Origin of the sequence: Janthinobacterium sp. UMAB-56, from assembly GCF_900095265.1 — a bacterium.
Lineage (GTDB): Bacteria > Pseudomonadota > Gammaproteobacteria > Burkholderiales > Burkholderiaceae_D > Janthinobacterium.
Genome location: NZ_LT607657.1, coordinates 243,679 through 259,970, shown reverse-complemented (window position 1 = coordinate 259,970; position 16,292 = coordinate 243,679). Strand labels below are relative to the sequence as shown.

The 16,292-nt window shown below is 61.8% G+C and carries 15 protein-coding genes; 6 read left to right on the top strand and 9 right to left on the bottom strand.

What is annotated here, in order from left to right:
• From iolC to K0F85_RS15300, 4 genes are all read right to left on the bottom strand, one after another.
• Positions 1 to 1,626: 5-dehydro-2-deoxygluconokinase (gene iolC / locus K0F85_RS15315; protein ID WP_219116833.1), on the bottom strand; the 1,626-nt coding region annotated here is incomplete at its 3' end.
• A gap of 8 nt (positions 1,627 to 1,634) precedes the next feature.
• Positions 1,635 to 2,420 carry an ATP-binding cassette domain-containing protein gene (locus K0F85_RS15310; RefSeq protein WP_219116832.1) on the bottom strand — a complete coding sequence of 262 codons (786 nt, stop codon included), beginning with the start codon at positions 2,418 to 2,420 and terminating at the stop codon, positions 1,635 to 1,637.
• A 3-nt stretch (positions 2,421 to 2,423) separates the two neighbouring features.
• On the bottom strand, positions 2,424 to 3,581 hold the full coding sequence (locus K0F85_RS15305; protein WP_374198706.1) for an ABC transporter permease: 1,158 nt from the start codon (positions 3,579 to 3,581) through the stop codon (positions 2,424 to 2,426).
• Positions 3,582 to 3,716: 135 nt separating this feature from the next.
• A complete protein-coding gene (locus K0F85_RS15300; protein WP_219116831.1) occupies positions 3,717 to 4,763 on the bottom strand; it encodes a sugar ABC transporter substrate-binding protein in 1,047 nt (348 codons plus the stop codon).
• 247 nt (positions 4,764 to 5,010) lie between these two features.
• Here K0F85_RS15300 and K0F85_RS15295 point away from each other — a divergent pair, with 247 nt between their 5' ends.
• The 6 genes from K0F85_RS15295 (at position 5,011) to K0F85_RS15275 (ending at position 11,164) form a co-directional block, all read left to right on the top strand.
• A complete protein-coding gene (locus K0F85_RS15295) occupies positions 5,011 to 5,877 on the top strand; it encodes a MurR/RpiR family transcriptional regulator (protein WP_219116830.1) in 867 nt (288 codons plus the stop codon).
• Complete coding sequence (iolG, locus tag K0F85_RS15290; protein WP_219116861.1) at positions 5,870 to 6,856, top strand: inositol 2-dehydrogenase; 987 nt, start codon at positions 5,870 to 5,872, stop codon at positions 6,854 to 6,856. Before K0F85_RS15295 ends, iolG begins: the two co-directional genes overlap by 8 nt.
• Before the next feature lie 28 nt (positions 6,857 to 6,884).
• On the top strand, positions 6,885 to 7,907 hold the full coding sequence (locus K0F85_RS15285; protein ID WP_219116829.1) for a Gfo/Idh/MocA family oxidoreductase: 1,023 nt from the start codon (positions 6,885 to 6,887) through the stop codon (positions 7,905 to 7,907).
• A 179-nt stretch (positions 7,908 to 8,086) separates the two neighbouring features.
• Positions 8,087 to 9,304 carry a hypothetical protein gene (locus tag K0F85_RS15280; RefSeq protein WP_219116828.1) on the top strand — a complete coding sequence of 406 codons (1,218 nt, stop codon included), beginning with the start codon at positions 8,087 to 8,089 and terminating at the stop codon, positions 9,302 to 9,304.
• Between the two features lie 10 nt (positions 9,305 to 9,314).
• The gene (locus tag K0F85_RS28810) at positions 9,315 to 9,443 is read left to right on the top strand and encodes a hypothetical protein (RefSeq protein ID WP_257572802.1); all 129 of its coding nucleotides are present in this window, start codon (positions 9,315 to 9,317) and stop codon (positions 9,441 to 9,443) included.
• Between the two features lie 53 nt (positions 9,444 to 9,496).
• Positions 9,497 to 11,164 (top strand): ParB-like protein, encoded by a 1,668-nt coding sequence (locus K0F85_RS15275; protein ID WP_219116827.1) that lies wholly within the window; start codon positions 9,497 to 9,499, stop codon positions 11,162 to 11,164.
• Positions 11,165 to 11,235: 71 nt separating this feature from the next.
• Here K0F85_RS15275 and K0F85_RS15270 read toward each other — a convergent pair whose 3' ends face one another.
• From K0F85_RS15270 to K0F85_RS15250, 5 genes are all read right to left on the bottom strand, one after another.
• Positions 11,236 to 12,345: an ABC transporter ATP-binding protein gene (locus K0F85_RS15270; RefSeq protein ID WP_219116826.1), complete on the bottom strand. Its 1,110-nt coding sequence runs from the start codon at positions 12,343 to 12,345 to the stop codon at positions 11,236 to 11,238.
• Between the two features lie 9 nt (positions 12,346 to 12,354).
• On the bottom strand, positions 12,355 to 13,230 hold the full coding sequence (locus tag K0F85_RS15265) for a carbohydrate ABC transporter permease (protein WP_219116825.1): 876 nt from the start codon (positions 13,228 to 13,230) through the stop codon (positions 12,355 to 12,357).
• Complete coding sequence (locus tag K0F85_RS15260) at positions 13,227 to 14,111, bottom strand: carbohydrate ABC transporter permease (RefSeq protein WP_219116824.1); 885 nt, start codon at positions 14,109 to 14,111, stop codon at positions 13,227 to 13,229. Before K0F85_RS15260 ends, K0F85_RS15265 begins: the two co-directional genes overlap by 4 nt.
• 112 nt (positions 14,112 to 14,223) lie before the next feature.
• Positions 14,224 to 15,477 (bottom strand): ABC transporter substrate-binding protein, encoded by a 1,254-nt coding sequence (locus tag K0F85_RS15255; protein ID WP_219116823.1) that lies wholly within the window; start codon positions 15,475 to 15,477, stop codon positions 14,224 to 14,226.
• A 245-nt stretch (positions 15,478 to 15,722) separates the two neighbouring features.
• The coding region (locus tag K0F85_RS15250) for a carbohydrate porin (RefSeq protein ID WP_219116237.1) at positions 15,723 to 16,292 on the bottom strand (570 nt) is incomplete at its 5' end.

Below are 16,292 nucleotides of genomic sequence, written 5' to 3'. Positions count from 1 at the left end.
CCATTCCGGATAAATGCCGAGGTTGTACAGGCGCTTGACGGCGCGCAAGACAGTATCGTCATTTTGCGGCAAGGACTCCGACGGTATGACTTCCAGCAACAGTTCGTGACCGCTCACTTGCGCCGCCTCATACAGGGCCTTGATTTGCGCTTCCTGCTCCAGCCGGTTTTCCACGGCATCGTCCGGATGCAGTTGCACCAGGCATTTGATCACGTGTTCCTTCGGCCAGCTGAGCAAGTGCGAACCGATGGAACGGCCCCAGTCAAACTGCAGCGGGTTCGAGCCCGGCAATTCCACGGGACGGCCTATCCACCAGCCGCGCCCCGTCGCATCGTTGAGCGCGTCGACGCCATAGCGGCCATCGATCAGCACGCCCGTCTTGCCGGACAGCTGCAAGGCCGCTTCCGTCTGCGCCACGGCTTGCACCATCAATTGTTTCAGGGCCGCAATGGCGGATTCGGGCGCGCCAGTCTGTTGCGCCAGCTCAAAGAATTGCGTGCGATGGTCGAAGGCGAATACGCACAGCTCATTCCACTCCTTGCGCGCGACCGTCGTGCGGTGCAAGCGCGACAAGGTGGCGTCCTGGTCAGGCTGTGTCAGCTGGGCCGCATTGTCGAGGAAATAGTCGAGCTCGATGGGCGACGGCATGGCCGGCGCGCAGCCGTGGCGCGACACGACCAGGGCGCCGCAGCCATTTGCGTAGCGGCAGCACGCTGCATAATCCTCGCCGCGCAGCCAGCCCTTCAGGAATCCCGAGAGAAAGGCGTCGCCCGCGCCCAGCACGTTCAACACTTCCACGCGCACGCCACGGTAGTTATACGCGTCGTCGAGGCTGTGCGGCACCACATTGTCGATGACGGCGCTGCCCAGCGGGCCTCGCTTGACGACCAGGGTGGCCAAGGTGGCGGCCCGCACGGCGCGCAAGCTGGCCATGATGTCGGCGCCGCCGCCGGCGATCATGAATTCCTCTTCCGTGCCGACGATCAAGTCGAAATGCGGCAAGATCGCCTGCAAGTGGCCGGTCACGCCATCGTTCGAGACAAAGCGCGTTTCGCCATCCGCCTTGCCCGACAAGCCCCACAGCACGGGCCGGTAATCGATGTCGAGCACGGTACGCACATTGTTGGCACGCGCTAGCTTGAGCGCCTGCGTGCTGACGGCGTGCATGGCGGACGTGGAAAAATGCGTGCCGGTGATCAAGAGCGCCTTGCTCGAGGCAATAAAGGCCGCATCCACCGACGACGCATCGATGGCCATGTCGGCGCAATTTTCACGGTAGAAAATCAAGGGAAAGGTGTTTTTATCCTTGATGCCCAGCATCACCAGGGCTGTCAAACGGTCGCGGTCGATGCCCACATGGCTGACGTCGCATCCCTGCTTGGACAAAGTATCGGTGAGGAAACGGCCCATATGGTCGTCGCCCACTTTCGACAGCATGGCGGACTTCAAACCCAGGCGGGCCGTGCCGAAGGCGATATTCGCCGACGAGCCGCCCAGGTATTTGGCGAAGCTGGTCGCGTCTTCCAGGGTGCTGCCGATCTGCTGCGCGTACAGGTCCACCGCCAGGCGGCCCAGGCAGATCACGTCGAGCGCGCGGCCCTGGGCAAATTGTGTCGGGTTATTCATGGTTATCCTTAAATCGTGACACCGTCGAGTTCACTCATCAGCGTTTGCATTTCCGCACCGCCCGCCATCATGTCGAGCACTTCATCCTTGGAAACGGTTTCCTTGGTGTAGGTACCCAGCGACTTGCCCCGGTTCAAGAGGGTGAACGAGTCACCCACGGGATAGGCATGGTGCACATTGTGGGTAATAAAGATCACGGACAAGCCCCGTTCGCGCGCCTTGTAGATCAGTTTCAGGACATTGAACGACTGTTTCACGCCCAGCGCGGCCGTCGGCTCGTCGAGGATCAGCACGCGCGCGCCGAAGTGGATGGCGCGGGCTATGGCCAGGCACTGCCGCTCGCCGCCCGACATGGTGCCCACGGCCTGGTGCGGGTCGCGCACCATGATGCCCATTTCAGCCAGCTTGTCGCGTGCCGTGGTGGCTGCGTACTCCATATCCATCACGGGCAGCACGCCAAACATTTTCCTGATCGGTTCGCGGCCCATGAAGAAATTGCGCGCGACCGACAGCAAGGGCACCAGCGCCAAGTCCTGGTAGACGGTTGCCACGCCCAGGTCGAGCGCCTCTTTCGGCGAATTGAAGCTGACGCTCTGGCCGTCGACCAGGTATTGCCCGCTGGTGGGCCGGTGTACGCCGGCCAGGGTCTTGATCAGGGTCGACTTGCCGGCGCCGTTGTCGCCCAGCAGGCAATGCACTTCGCCCGGTTTCAAGCGCAGGGTGACGTTTTGCAGGGCGATGACGGAGCCGAAACGTTTGCTGATATTTTCCAGCGCAAGGATGTATTCGCTCATGGCTTATCTCGCTTCCGTGACACGGGCACGGACAAAGTTATTGAACAATACCGCGATCAGCAGCATGACGCCGAGGAAGACGCGGAACCAGTCCGAATTGATATTGGTATAAGTAATGCCGATCTGCACCACGCCGAAGATCAGCGCGCCGAAGCAGGCGCCGACGACGGAACCGTAGCCGCCCGTCAACAAGGCACCGCCGATGACGGCCGCGATGATGGCTTCGAATTCCTTTTGCATGCCGCGGTCGGCGGCGGCCGATCCCACGTCAAATACTTGCAGCGTAGCAAACAGACAGGCGCAGAAGGCGGTGAAGACAAACAGCGATACCTTGATGGTTTTCACGGGCACGCCCACGTTCTTGGCCGCGTTGGCGTCACCGCCGACGGCGAAGATCCAGTTGCCGATGCGGGTGCGGGCCAGGATGAAACCGGACACCAGCGCCAGGCCGGCCCACCAGACGATGACCTTGGGTATGCCCTTCACCAGCGGCGCGCCACTGTCGAGCGCGGTGATCCAACCGGCCTTGGCCATCCAGGCAAACAGCGTGTTGCCCACTTCGCCCTGAAACAGGGCTGCCGCCAGCCAGTCGTCGGCGGCCAGCGCGCCGATGCCGCTGACGATGGTGCGGTTGGCAAACATGATGGACAGGGCCAGGGTCAGGCCGCGCAGGATGAACAAAAAGGCCAGGGTGACGATGAACGAAGGCAAGCGCGTCTTGATGACCAGGTAACCGTTGAGCCAGCCCAGCGCCATCGAGCCGGCAAAGGCGAACAGGATGGCGGCCCACACGGGCCAGTGGAAGTAGACGGAAGGGATGGCGATCATCATGCCGGCAAAGCCGATCATGGAGCCGATCGACAGATCGAATTCGCCGGCGATCATCAGCACACAGGCGCCGATGGCGATGATGCCCAGGTAGGCCGCCACTTGCGCCCAGTTGATCACGCCGTCGAGGTTAAACATGCCAGAGTCACCGGCCGTCAGGATGAAGAAGGCGAACACCAGGATGGCGCCCGAGATCGAGGCAAATTCCGGGCGGCTGAACAGCCGTTTGAGCCAGCTGACCTGCCCCACGCGCTCATCAAAGCCCTGCTTTTGCGGCGGCGTGCCCGAGGCGGCCATGCCGCCCTGTTCCACGCTTAATTTCACGGTACTCATGCTATGTCTCCCTTGTTTTATAGCAAGCTGCCAGCCCTGACAACAATTCCCGGGCGGCAGCACCCGCGCGCCGGCAAGCATGGCCTGCGCGCGGGGACAACGACTAAGGTCTTGATTGAATTGAAAAGCGGTGCTTTAACGGAACTGGCCGGCGTATTTCTCTACCTTGCCGATATTGTCCTTGGTGACATAACCAGGACCGGAACCGATATGGCGCGGGCCATACGATGGCGCCAGACCGTACTCGGCCAGGCGTGCCTTGAACTTGGCGTTATTGATCAGCTTTTCGCGTACCTTGGCCAAGTCCGTGGTCTTGTCCTGTTTCATGATGGCCAGCACGGCAACGGGAATATAGCCTTGCAGGTAGGGTTGCTGGTCGATGGCGAACTGGATGCTGCCATCCTTGATGCCTTTCGAGATTTCATCGGACAGGTCGAACGTGGCGAACCACATCTTGCCCTTCAAGCCCATTTTTTCCAGTGCCTTCAGCGAGGCGTGGGCCGAGGTCGGACCCAGCGCCAGCACGGCCTGGGTTGACGGGTTGTTGCGCAGGAAAGCGCTCAACTTGCTTTCGATGGTGGTCGGATCTTCGCCCGCATCCAGGGTGGCGGCCTTGAAATCGACACCGATGGCTTCGGCAAAGCCGCGGCAGCGCTCGAACGACGACGGGTTTGTCGCGTAGTGGTTGACGCAAACAAACGATTTGATGCCGGCCGCCTTGGCTTTTTCGCCGGCGCCCTTGCCTGCCTCGTATTCAGGCTGGCCCACGTGCATCACGGCGCCCAGCTGCTCGCTTTGCGCCAGGGTGCCGGAATTGATCGTGATGAATGGAATCTTCTTGGCAGCGACCAGGCCCAGCGGCTTTTGCAGCACGCTGAAGTCGGCGATGCTGACGATCACGCCATCGTAGTTGCGGGCCGCCGCTTGCTCGACCAGGCGCGCCATGTCGGCCAGGTCGCCGTTCGGCGGATTGCGGTAGTCGACGGTGACATTGAAGTCTTCGCCTGCTTGCCTGACAGAATTTTTGATCGTATTCCACCAGGAATCGGAATCGGGCGCATGGCTGATCAGCACGAATTTCTCGCCCGCCGCGTGGCTGGCGTTCATGCCCAGACCCAGTCCCAGGCCGAGTCCCAGCATGGCCAGGCTCTTCAGAAATCCCTTACGCTTATTGCTTTGCATGAATGTCTCCTTGAAGGATTAATTTTTATAGTTGCCAGCTTTTGTCGCGTGTCAACGGGGAGCCGGAAAACCGGCAAGACCCGATGCACTGCGCACAGCTTAGGCCACAAAAAAGACAAATGCAATAAAATTTTCAAAATAAATATAAATAGAAAATCATTTCTATTTTTCGGATTCACTCCTATAATTCTCGCCAGAACCAGCCGCAGCAATCCTGCGGCCCAGCATGCACACCGAGGAAAAAACCATGGCAGCCACCGCCCCCATCGAACAACTGATGCAACACATTGCCGCCGAGTACGACAATCTGTCGCGCCAGTTGAAAGTCATCGCGCAATATATTGAAAAGCACAGGGCCAGCCTGATGCTCGAACGCATCAGCGATATCGCCACCGCCTGCGATGTGCAGCCGTCGGCCATCGTGCGCTTCGCACAGCGCTTCGGCTACTCGGGTTTCAGCGAAATGCAGGATGTGTTCCGCCAGGCTTATACGGACCAGGCCGGCGCCACGCCCGACTACCAGCAACGCATCCGCAAGCTCATTTCCACGCGCGATGCCGCGCTCAGCGCAGGCGACCTGACGCGCGAATTCGTCGGCGCCAGCCGTGCCGGCCTGGACGACCTGGCCGCCGGGCTCGACGACGCACAGCTGGAAGCGGCCGTCAACCTGCTGCTGAAAGCGGACAATATCTATGTGATCGGCGTGCGCCGGTCTTTTCCGATCGCCTCCTACATCGCCTACGCGCTCGAACACACGGACAAACGCGTGCACCTGATTAGCGGACTGGGCGGCATGCACCGCGAACAGATGCGCAGCGTGCGCGAACGCGATGTGGCGATCGCCATCAGTTTCTCGCCTTACGGCAAGGAAACCCAGCAGTGCATCAAGGCGGCGCAAGACAAGGGCGCCAAGGTCCTGGTGATCACCGACAGCAAGCTCGCGCCGCTCGCCAGGGCAGCCGATGCGCTGTTGACCGTCACCGAGGGCAGCGCCTTCGCCTTCCGCTCGCTGACCAGCACCATCTGCCTGTGCCAGGCGCTGTTCATCGCGCTGGCATATAAATTAGAGCTCGACATCGAAGAAATCCATACCCCAGGAGAACATGATGATTGAAGTAGCGTTGTTCGGCGCCGGACGCATCGGCAAAATCCACGCGGCCAACCTGGCTGCCCAACCCGGCGTGCAGTTCAAGTACGTGGTCGACGTCAACCAGGAAGCGGCCGCCGCGCTGGCCGGCCTGCATGGCGGCAGCAGCGCCACGGTGGAAGCGGCGCTGGCCGACCCTGCCATCAAGGCCGTCGTCATCGCTTCCAGCACGGACACGCACGCGGACCTGATCCTGCGCTCGGCCGCCGCCGGCAAGGCCATCTTTTGCGAAAAACCCGTCGACCTGACCCTCGACCGGGCGCGCGCCTGTGCCACCGCCGTCAAGCAAGCCCAGGTGCTGTGCATGCTGGGCTTCCAGCGCCGCTACGATCCGACTTTCAATGCCGTCAAGAGCCGCATCGCAGCGGGCGAGATCGGCACGCCGGAATTGCTCATCGTCACCAGCCGCGATCCGGGCCCGCCACCCGTCAGCTACATCAAGGTGTCGGGCGGCATCTTCAAGGATATGCTGATCCACGACTTCGACATCTTCCGCTGGATACTCGACGATGAAGCCATCAGCGTGCACGCCACGGGCAGCTGCCTTGTCGATCCCGCCATCGGCGAGGCGGGCGACCTGGATACGGCCGTCGTCACCATCCGCACGGCAAAGGGGCGTTTGTGCCAGATCAATGCCACGCGCCGCGCCGCGTATGGCTACGACCAGCGCTTCGAAGTGCTGGGCAGCGCCGGCATGCTGCAGGCGGGCAACCACAAACCGACGGAAGTGACAGCCTATGGTTCTGTCAACGTCAGCGTGGACAAGCCGGAAGATTTTTTCCTGGAACGCTACCGCGTGGCCTACGCGCAGGAAATGGCGCATTTCTTTGATGCCCTCAGCCACGGCACGCCGCTGCGCACCACCGTCCATGATGGCTTGAAGGCACTGGAACTGGCCGAGGCGGCCACGCTGTCGTGGCGCGAACAGCGCGTGGTCAATTTATAAACCAATAATAAAAATACCTGGAGACACCATGTCATCCCCAACATTAAAAGTCGGCATCGTCGGCCTGGGCCGGCTGGGCCAGCGCCACGCCATCAACCTGGCGCAGCGCGTGCCGAATGCCGAAGTCGTGGCCGCCTGCAGCCCCGTGCCGGCCGAACTGGATTGGGCCGCCAGCACGCTCGGCATCAGCACCGGCTATGCCGATGTCGACGCCCTGCTGGCCCATCCGGGCCTGGACGCCGTCTTCCTCGTCACGCCCACCTCGCTGCATGCGGACCAGATCATCGCCGCCCTGCGCGCCGGCAAGCACGTGTTTTGCGAAAAACCACTGTCGCTGGACCTCGCCGACTGCCTGAAGGTGGAAGCGGAAGCGGCGCGCCACCCGCAGCTGACCGTCATGATCGGCTTCGTGCGACGCTTCGACGCCAGCTACCATGACGCGCAGCAAAAAATCGCCAAGGGCTTCATCGGCAAGCCGTATCTGGTGCGTTCGCAAACCTGCGACCAGAACGACCCCAGCGGCGCCTTCATGCGCTTCGCCCCCACCAGCGGCGGCATCTTCCTCGATTGCAGCGTGCACGATATCGACCTGGCGCGCTGGCTGCTGGGCAACCCTGTGCCAACACGCGTGTATGCGAGCGGCACCAACGCCATCCACACGGGCTTGCAGGCGTACGGCGACGTCGACAACGGCCTGGCGACAGTCGAGTTTGCCGATGGCAGCATGGCCAGCTTCATGGCGTCGCGCACCATGGCGCATGGCCATGAAACCCTGACGGAAGTGTTCGGCACGGCCGGCCGCCTGGCCGTGGGCAGCAATCCGCGCCTGAACCGCGTGGAAATTTCGGATGCGCACGGCGTGCGCAATGAATGCACGCCGGACTTCTATGCCCGCTTCGCCGACGCCTTTTTGATCGAGGCGCAGGAGTTTACGGATGCGGCGCTGGGCCGGCGCAGCTTGTCATTGACCTTGCACGACGCGACGGAAGCGACGCGCATCGGCCTGGCCATGACGCAGGCGATGCGCGAAGCGCGGCCCGTGGAGTTTTAAGCGACAGGCACGGACTCAGGCAGCCGGCGCAGGCAAGGGCTGCCTGGGTTCGACGGCCAGGCGCAAACGGATGACACTTTTCGAATTACTATAGGGAAGTGTTGTCGCGGGTGCGTGCCGCAACTCCGCGCCGATGCGCTATACAATAAGCGCCTGCCCAACTGCCAAAACCTGCCGCCATGACGCACAACGACAGCAACTCCCCTACCCTGGCCGACGTGGCCGAACGCTACGTCAAGCTGGTCCTGGCCATGGGCCAGCACGATGCCTCGTATGTCGACGCGTATTACGGCCCGCCCGCATGGCAGGCTGCAGCGGTAGAACAGCAACAGGGTTTGAGCGACATCAAGGCTGCTGCGGATGAAGCGCTGGCCCTGCTGGCCAAGGAACCCTGCCTGCGCGCCCTGAACCTGCGCAAGCAATTGCAGGCCGTGCTGGCCAAGGTGGACATGCTGCAGGGAGCGCGCCTCGATTTCGACACGCAAAGCGCGCGCCTGTACGACGCCGTCTCGCCGCACCACAGCCGCGCATACTATGAAGAACTGGTGACGGCAATCGATGTCCTGTTGCCCGGCAACGGCACGGTCAGCGAGCGCGTGAACGCCTTGCGCGCGCAACTCGTCATTCCCGCAGACAGGCTGCGCACCGTCATGGATGCGGCCATCCGCGCGGGCCGCGAACGCACCTTGCAATACATCGCCCTGCCCGAAGGTGAAGATTTTGTACTGGAATTCGTCACCGACAAGCCATGGAGTGGCTACAACTGGTACAAGGGCGACTACCAGAGCGTGATACAGATCAATACGGACTTGCCCGTGTATATAGACCGCGCCGTCGACCTCGGCTGCCATGAAGCTTATCCGGGCCACCACGTCTACAATGTGCTGCTGGAGCGCGACCTGGTGCGCGGCAAGGGCTGGCTGGAATACTGCATCTATCCGCTGTATTCGCCGCAATCCCTGATCGCCGAGGGCACGGCCAATTACGGCATCGAACTGAGCTTCACGGATGCGGAGCGGCTGGCGTTCGAACAGCAAGTGCTGTACCCGCTGGCCGGCCTCGATCCGGTGCTGGCGCCCCGCTACGCACAGCTGAACCGGCTGCTGGCCAAACTCGGCTATGCCGACAACGACATCGCGCGCCAGTACCTCGAAAGCAGCCTGAGCGGGGAAGAAGCGCTGGAATGGCTGGTCAACGTGCGTCTGTATCCAGCCGAAAAATCGGCGCAGCGCCTGCAGTTCTACGATGCCATGGGTGCTTATGTCATCAATTACAACCTGGGCCAGGACATGGCGAAAGCCTATGTCGAACGCCAGGGCGCGACGCGCACCGCCCACTGGGCAGCCTTCCGCGACCTGATGTCCTCGCCGCGCGTGCCCAGCGCGCTGCTGGAATGAGGCGCCAGCGATGATGCCGGCGCTGCAAGCGGAGGCTATCGTCGGCGGCGGCAAGCGCGCGGCGGACAAGCTGGGCTGCGCCATCGACTACCGCAAGTCGCTGCTGCGTCTGTCATCTGCCGGCGTGTCATCATCCTGACATCTGCGCCCGCTAGCATGTCGGCACTTTTCAGGCCGACATCACGGGACACCATGTACAAGCACAGCATCCGCCGCACCACCCCCAGCACCTTAGCCATCGCCGTCGCCATCGCGCTGGGCGCCAGCTTGACCGCCTGTGGCGGCAAAGACTATCGCGACACCGCCACGGCGCCCGTCGCCCCGGTGGAGCCGGTCGCCCCCGCACGCATCCTGAACGTGGTAGCGGCCACCGGCAAGGCCTTGGCAAATGCCTCGGTCACCGTGCTCGACGCCGGCAAGAATATCGTCGGCAGCGGCACCACGGACGCGAAGGGCAAGGTGGCCATCACCTTGCTCAGCACGGCGAAGGCCCCCTTCCTCGCCTCCGTCACGCCAGCGGGCGGCAGCACCCTGTACGCGCTGTCGCTGAAGGAAAGCGCCGTCAATGTGACACCGCTCACCTCCGTCATCGCCATGCAACTGCTGGGCAGCATCCCGTCGAGCGCGGCCGCCACCAGCCTAGCCGCCATCGATGCAGCACGCCTGCAAACGGCGCAGACGCAGCTGGGCACGGCCTTGGCGGCGCCCCTGCAAACCCTGGGCATGGCGGCCAACTATGATTTCGTCAATGGCGCCCTGACGCCGGACAGCAAGGACCCGGCCGACGTCCTGCTCGACAATCTGCAAATCAGGCAGAACGGCACGGATATCGACATCGTCAATGCCAGCGGCAGCATCGTCGCGCAGATCATCGATGGCGGCACGCCGCTCGCCACCGGCAAGAGCGTGCTGGAAACGCCGCCCGTGCTCAGCGCGCGCCAGCAAGCCCTGGCCGCCACGCCTGCCGGCACCGAGGCGGCGCCCGTCTTCCTGCAAGTATCGCTCGACGAACTGCACCCCACGCAAGCAGCCGTCGGCTACGATCAGGTGTACTACAAGCTGGGCCGCTACGGCGCGGAAGACCTGCTCATGGCCAAGACCAACAAGCCGAAGAAATTTGCCGAACTGTGCGAAGCCAATGGCCAGGACGATGTGGTGAGCAAGACGGCCAACGTGGCCGGCGCTACCCTGAGCAATCCACCGGCGACGTTCCAGTGCAAGTCTGCCGTGGGCACCAGGCCGGGCGACATGAAAACCGTCGTCATCGGGCCGAACGGCTCCCTGTACCTGACGGATGGCCACCACACCTTCAGCGCCTTCCGGGATGCCGACAATGGCCAGAACCAGCAGTTGAAGGTGTGGGTCAAGGTGACGGACAATTTCAGCAAGCTCAATGAATACGATTTCTGGGCACAGATGAAAAAGGTCAACAAGGTCTGGCTGAAAGATGGCAGCAACAAGGCGATTGCCACCAGCCAACTGCCCGCATCCATCGGCTTGAAGTCGCTGGGCAACGACCCGTACCGCTCGCTCGTGTACTTCACGCGCGACGCCGGCTATGTGGTGCCGGCGGCAGCTACGGAATTCCTCGAATTCTACTGGGCCGACTGGCTGCGCAAGCAGGCCGGCATCGACCTGGCAAAGACCGATACGCGCGACGCCACCAGCTACATGGCCACCATCAAGAGCGCATCGATGGCGATGGCGGGCCTGAAGGCGAACGATAGCGTCAGCGGCGGCGTGACGGCGCAAACGCTGGGCTGGACGGGCGTCTTCAGCCAGAGTGCGCTGGACGACCTGCTCACGCCGACCGGCAAGCTCAGTTACGCCATCGCGTACAAGAAATCGCTGGCGAAATAAGCGCGGCGGCGCAAACAACAACGGCCCGCCTGTCATGCGACGAGCGGGCCGTTTTCTATTGCCGCTACTGCTTACGCGATACGTTCGCCATTCGCGGGATCAAACATGGCCGCTTTCGACAGGTTGAACGACAGCTGCATGGTCTGCCCCGGCAGCACGGCTTCGCGCGGGTGCGTGCGGCAGGTGACGGCGGCACCGTTCAGGCGCGTCGTCAGCAGGGTATCGGGGCCGGTCGGCTCGACCAGGTCGATCAGACAGCCCAATTCCTGGCCAACGTCGCCGTGCGCGCTGCTCATGTCCGTGATCTGTTCAGGGCGCACGCCCAGGATCACGTCGCGGCCCGCATAGCTGCGCAGCTTGTCGGCAGCGAATGGCAAGGCCAGGCGCATGCTCTTGCCCGCGTTGTCGATGGCGACAAACACTTCGTCGCCTTCGATGACAGGCTTGACGGTGATGAAGTTCATCGATGGCGAGCCGATGAAGCCGGCCACGAACAGGTTGGCCGGATTGTCGTAGATTTCCTGCGGCGTACCCAGTTGCTGCACCACCCCATCCTTCATGACGGCGATCAGGTCGCCCATGGTCATCGCCTCGATCTGATCATGCGTGACGTAGACGATGGTGGCCTTCAGGCGCTGATGCAGCAGCTTGATCTCGGCGCGCATTTCCACGCGCAGCTTGGCGTCCAGGTTCGACAGCGGTTCGTCGAACAGGAACAGCGAGGGCTTGCGCGAAATGGCGCGGCCCATGGCCACGCGCTGGCGCTGGCCGCCCGACAGCTGCGCCGGACGGCGATCCAGCAAATGCGTGATCTGCAAGGTTTCGGCGACACGGGCGACGATTTCTTGCTGCTCCGCCTTCGGCACTTTTTTCACGTTCAGGCCAAACGCGATGTTTTCGCGCACCGTCATCGACGGATACAGCGCGTAGGACTGGAACACCATGGCGATGTCGCGATCCTTCGGCGGCAGGTCGTTGACCACCTTGCCGTCGATGAGGATTTCGCCCGAGGTGACGCTTTCCAGGCCGGCCACCATGTTGAGCAAGGTCGATTTGCCGGAGCCGGAGCCGCCGACGAGGATCAGGAACTGGCCATCCTTGATCTCGATGTCGATGCCCTTCAGGACTTCGACGCCATTCGTGTACACCTTGCGGATGCTGCGTATCGATAAACTGGACATATTCTTTCCTTAACCTTTGACTGCGCCTGCGGTCAGACCGCGCACAAAATAACGGCCTGCGACCAGATAGACCAGCAGGGTCGGCAGCGCGGCAATCACCGCCGCGGCCATGTTGACGTTGTATTCCTTCACGCCCGTGGACGTGTTGACCAGGTTGTTCAAGCCCACCGTGATCGGCTGCGAATCTCCGCTGGCGAAGACGATGCCGAACAGGAAGTCGTTCCATATCTGCGTGAACTGCCAGATGATGCAGACGACGAAAATCGGACCCGAAATCGGCAGCACGATCTTGCGGAAGATCAGGAAGAAGCCGGCGCCGTCGATGCGCGCCGCCTTGATCAGTTCTTCCGGCACGCCGATGTAGTAGTTGCGGAAGAACAGGGTCGTGAACGCCGTGCCGTACACCACGTGCACGAAGACCAGGCCCGAGGTGGTATTGGCCAGGCCGAACTCACCGAGCAGGCGCGCCATCGGCAGGATCACGACCTGGAAGGGAATGAAGCAGCCCACCAGCAAGGCGGCAAACAGGATTTCCGAACCACGGAAGCGCCAGTGCGCGAACACATAGCCGTTGAAGGCGCCCAGGAAGGTCGAGATCAGCACGGCGGGGATCACCATCTTGATCGAGTTCCAGAAGAACGGTTGCATGCCGTCGCAGGTGACGCCCGTACAGGCCGAAGACCAGGCCTTGGACCAGGATTCGAACTGCCACACATGCGGCAAGGCCAGCAGGTTGCCGCTGCGGATCTCGTCGAGCGACTTGAACGAGGTCGACAAGGTCACATACAGGGGCACGATGTAATACACCGCAAACAGGATCAGCAGCAGGTACAGCACCACCCGTCCCAGGGTGAGTTTGTTGTTACGTGTAGGAGTGTGTGTCATCTCATCGCCTTTGCGCTGCGCGTTTCCAGGTACATCAGCGGCACGAGCACGGCCACGATGGTGGCCAGCATCATCATTGCCGATGCAGAGCCCTGGCCCAGCTGGCCACGGGTGAAGGAAAACTGGTACATGAAGATGGCTGGCACGGACGAGGAGTTGCCAGGTCCGCCAGCCGTCAGTGCGATCACCAGATCGAAGCTCTTGATGGCGATGTGCGCCAGGATCAGCAGCACGCTGAAGAACACGGGACGCATGGCCGGAATCACGATGCGCCAGTAAATCGTCGGCAAGGACGCGCCATCGACTTGCGCCGCCTTGATGATTTCATCATCGATGCCGCGCAGGCCTGCCAGGAACAGGGCCATGACGAAGCCCGACGACTGCCATACGCCGGCGATCACCACCGTGTAGATGGCCATGTCGGAGTTCACCAGCCAGTCGAAGGTGAACGACGTCCAGCCCCAGTCGTGCATGACCTTTTCCAGGCCCAGGCTGGGATTGAGCATCCATTTCCAGGCCGTCCCGGTGACGATGAAGGACAGCGCCATCGGATACAGGTAGATGGCGCGCAGCGCGCCTTCTGCGCGGATTTTCTGGTCCAGCAGGATCGCCAGGAACAGGCCGATGGCGATGCTGCAACCGATGAACAGGACACCAAAGATGCCGAGGTTCTTGAGCGAGGTCCACCAGCGCTCATTGTCGAACAGCTCGACGTATTGCACCAGGCCGGCGAACTCGTAGTTCGGCATCAGCCGCGATTCGGTCAGCGACAGCCAACCGGTCAAAAAGATAAAACCATAGACGAATACCAGGCTGGCGATGAGCGTGGGGCCCAGCACCATCTGCGGTATCCATCGGTCGAATTGCTTGCGTATGGACATAGGAGAGCCGTAAGAGAACTGCGTGTGGCGCCGGCCTGGTGGAACGCCAGGGCGGACGCCTGCGATGCATGCGATGCAGCGGGCGCCGGCGGGAGTGCCGGCGCCGGCGTGATTACTTCACTTTTGCCGCTTTCGCCAGGGCGGTCACCGCGTCTTTCGAGCTCATGTTGGTATTCATGAACTTGGCGATGACGTCGGTGATGGCGCCTTGCGTGGCCGATGGCAGCGCCATGCCGTGCGCGAACGATGGCACCAGGCCGCCGCTCTTGTTGGTGGCGTCCATGTCTTCCATCGATTTCAGGGCGCAAGCGTCAAACTTGTCCTTGGACACGCCGGAACGCACAGGGATGGAACCCTTGTTCAGGTTGAAGATCGACTGGAACTTCGGATTCATGATGGCGTTGGCCAGGGCGATCTGCCCTTTCTTCGCATTCGCATCCTTTTGCGTGAACATGGCAAACGAATCGATGTTGAAGGTGTAGGCCTTGTCCGTACCTGGCGCTGCCACGCACAGGTAATCCTTGCCCGGCACCTTGCCGGCAGCCGTGAATTCGCCCTTGGCCCAGTCGCCCATGAACTGGAAACCGGCCTTGTTGTTGATGACCATGGCGGTGGCCAGGTTCCAGTCGCGGCCGGCCGCATCCTTGTCGATATAGGTCTTTACCTTGCCCAGGGTGTCGAACACCTTGAGCATGGTCGGGCCGGTCAATTCCTTCTGGTCCAGCTTAAGGATGGCCTTTTTGTAGAATTCCGTGCCGCCCACGCCCAGCGCGACCGATTCAAACACGGTGGCGTCCTGCCATGGCTGGCCGCCGTGGGCAATCGCGATGGCGCCCGATTTCTTGATTTTTTCGGCCGCTTCGAAGAAGGCGGGCCAGGTGGTCGGGGTGGTGGCCACGCCGGCTTTTTTCAGCACTTCGGGATTGACCCACATCCAGTTGACGCGGTGCACGTTGACGGGCGCGGCGACGTAGTGGCCCTTGTATTTCATGATGTCGGCGACGACTTTCGGCAGCACGGCATCCCATTTGCCTGGAATGGCGGCATCATCGATATTGGCCAGCACGCCTTCAGCGCCCCACTCCTGGATCGATGGGCCCTTGATCTGGGCGGCCGTTGGCGGGTTGCCGGAAATGACGCGGGTTTTCAGCGCGGTCGCGGCGTTTTCGCCAGCGCCGCCAGCCACGGCGAAGTCTTTCCAGCCGAAGCCGCTTTCCTTCACGATTTGCTGCAACTGGCCCACGGACTTCGCTTCGCCGCCGGAGGTCCAGTAGTGCAACACTTCCACGTCGGTCGCAAAGGCGCTGCCAGCGAATGCCAGGGTGGTCAGTGCGGCCAGTTGGGTAATCTTGAATTTCAGTTTCATCTCCACATTCCTTTTTTGATCAAGCTTTTAGGGGGCTTCGGCATACGGGGGCCGAAAAAGGTGAAATCTGCGCCTGTACCGGCGCTCTTGTGCTCAGACCCGCTTGCAAACGGGCATCATCTTCAGTGAAAAGACGGCGCCGTGATCCATGACATGCGTACATTGTCTTTATATCACGGGACGGCGCCAAAAACGCATCCGCGAAGGATGCGCCAGGTTGATCTGCATTTGCAAGGCGTGCAAACTTAGAACCAGGTTTCCACTTGGAAACCATACGACGTGCCGCTGGTATTGTTGTTGTAGATCGGGCCGCCGTTGTTCGACGCATTGACCGACGCGGTGGCCGCATCGTTCCATTTGCCGTAGGTGACGAAAGCGCGCAGCTCGGGACGCGACCACAGGCCAGGGCCGGCGGAGATCGTCGGTGCGATGGTCAGCTTGGTCAAACGCTTGGCCGGCAGGCCGCCCGCTTGCGTCACGCGATCCGTGCCCAGTTCGCCCACCAGCTTGAAGTTGTTGGTGAACGCGTACACGGGACGCACGCCGACCGAGGTCCAGGTCGAGGAACCGTTGGCATTCGACTCGTCTTTTTGCCACAGGGCGACGAATTCCATGCCGAAGTTTTCCATCGGCTGTATCGCCATGTCATTGAAGATGCGCGTGCGTTTCACGTCCGAACCCAGACCGGTCTCGCCCGATGCGCCGAACTGCGCGCCCTTGCCCGTGCCAGGGCCGACGCCGTACTGCACGCCGAAGGTATTGCCGCCGCCAAATACTTTACCTTGGCGGTGGAAGGCCGACAACTGCCAGCCGTT

What these genes read in the sequence shown, in the direction of transcription:
- K0F85_RS15310 (WP_219116832.1), bottom strand. Translation starts at nt 2,420, where the DNA reads ATGAGCGAATACATCCTTGCGCTGGAAAATATCAGCAAACGTTTCGGC.
- K0F85_RS15305 (WP_374198706.1), bottom strand. Translation starts at nt 3,581, where the DNA reads ATGAGTACCGTGAAATTAAGCGTGGAACAGGGCGGCATGGCCGCCTCG.
- K0F85_RS15300 (WP_219116831.1), bottom strand. Translation starts at nt 4,763, where the DNA reads ATGCAAAGCAATAAGCGTAAGGGATTTCTGAAGAGCCTGGCCATGCTG.
- K0F85_RS15295 (WP_219116830.1), top strand. Translation starts at nt 5,011, where the DNA reads ATGGCAGCCACCGCCCCCATCGAACAACTGATGCAACACATTGCCGCC.
- iolG (WP_219116861.1), top strand. Translation starts at nt 5,870, where the DNA reads ATGATTGAAGTAGCGTTGTTCGGCGCCGGACGCATCGGCAAAATCCAC.
- K0F85_RS15285 (WP_219116829.1), top strand. Translation starts at nt 6,885, where the DNA reads ATGTCATCCCCAACATTAAAAGTCGGCATCGTCGGCCTGGGCCGGCTG.
- K0F85_RS15280 (WP_219116828.1), top strand. Translation starts at nt 8,087, where the DNA reads ATGACGCACAACGACAGCAACTCCCCTACCCTGGCCGACGTGGCCGAA.
- K0F85_RS28810 (WP_257572802.1), top strand. Translation starts at nt 9,315, where the DNA reads ATGATGCCGGCGCTGCAAGCGGAGGCTATCGTCGGCGGCGGCAAGCGC.
- K0F85_RS15275 (WP_219116827.1), top strand. Translation starts at nt 9,497, where the DNA reads ATGTACAAGCACAGCATCCGCCGCACCACCCCCAGCACCTTAGCCATC.
- K0F85_RS15270 (WP_219116826.1), bottom strand. Translation starts at nt 12,345, where the DNA reads ATGTCCAGTTTATCGATACGCAGCATCCGCAAGGTGTACACGAATGGC.
- K0F85_RS15265 (WP_219116825.1), bottom strand. Translation starts at nt 13,230, where the DNA reads ATGACACACACTCCTACACGTAACAACAAACTCACCCTGGGACGGGTG.
- K0F85_RS15260 (WP_219116824.1), bottom strand. Translation starts at nt 14,111, where the DNA reads ATGTCCATACGCAAGCAATTCGACCGATGGATACCGCAGATGGTGCTG.
- K0F85_RS15255 (WP_219116823.1), bottom strand. Translation starts at nt 15,477, where the DNA reads ATGAAACTGAAATTCAAGATTACCCAACTGGCCGCACTGACCACCCTG.